The sequence below is a fragment of the Promicromonospora kroppenstedtii DSM 19349 genome, assembly GCF_000515355.1.
Lineage (GTDB): Bacteria > Actinomycetota > Actinomycetes > Actinomycetales > Cellulomonadaceae > Promicromonospora > Promicromonospora kroppenstedtii.
Genome location: NZ_KI911634.1, coordinates 70,201 through 71,220, shown reverse-complemented (window position 1 = coordinate 71,220; position 1,020 = coordinate 70,201). Strand labels below are relative to the sequence as shown.

Below are 1,020 nucleotides of genomic sequence, written 5' to 3'. Positions count from 1 at the left end.
CGCGCTGGCGAACCCGGCCGTGGCGCGGCCCGCGCCGGGCGGCAAGCCGGTGATCGGCCCCGCCCGCGGCGACCTGCTGCACGCCATGAGCTTCAACGTCCGCTACGACCGGGTGGGTCAGACACAGCCGGGCGAGCCCGACTACTGGCCGGAGCGGGCCCCGCTGGCCACCGCGTTCCTCCAGCTGGAGCAGCCGACGGTCCTGGGTGTCCAGGAGGTGCTGTTCCACCAGCTCCCCGCCATCGAGGCCGGGCTGGGCAAGCACTACCGGATGGTGGGCTTCGGGCGGGACGGCGGCGCCGGCGGCGAGTACTCCGGCATCTTCTACGACGCCCGGCGGCTGACCGTGAAATGGTGGGACCAGTTCTGGCTGTCCGACACCCCGGACCTGATCGGCTCCGCGACATGGGGCAACACCGTGACCCGGATCGTCACCTGGGCCGAGTTCCACGACGAGGCGACCGGCCGCGACTTCGTGCACATCAACTCGCACTTCGACCACCAGGCCGAGAACGCCCGGGTGCGCAGCGCGCAGATGGTGCGCGACCAGGTGGCCGAGGCGGGCCTGCCCGTCGTCTTCACCGCCGACTGCAACGCCGCCGCGGAGGCCTCGGCACCGTACGACGTGCTGGTCACCGAGGGCGGGCTGCAGGACACCTGGGCCGCCGCCGCCCGCCAGCTCACGCCATACGTGGGCACGTTCCCCAACTACGGGACCCCGAACCCGGAGGGCACCCGGATCGACTGGATCCTGGCCACCCCCGGTGTCGAGGTGCGCTCGGCCGCCATCAACACCTGGACCAGGGACGGGCGCTACCCGAGCGACCACACCCCGGTCCAGGCCCTGCTCCGCATCGGCTGAGAAACGATGGTGCCCATGCTGCCCGCGCCGGGCAGCATGGGCGCATGCCCGCGCCCACCCGCACCGACCACGCCGCCACCAGGCGGGTTGCCGTCCTCGACGCCCCGTCCAACCTCGGGCTGCGCCCGCCGGCACCCGGCGTCGTCCCCGGCACCTAC

General features: G+C 73.2%; 1 protein-coding gene. It reads left to right on the top strand.

Annotated elements, in window-relative coordinates:
* Positions 1–862, top strand: an 862-nt coding sequence (locus PROKR_RS06775; RefSeq protein ID WP_036960983.1) for an endonuclease/exonuclease/phosphatase family protein, incomplete at its 5' end; no start/stop codon positions are given.
* Positions 863–1,020: the final 158 nt, after the last annotated feature.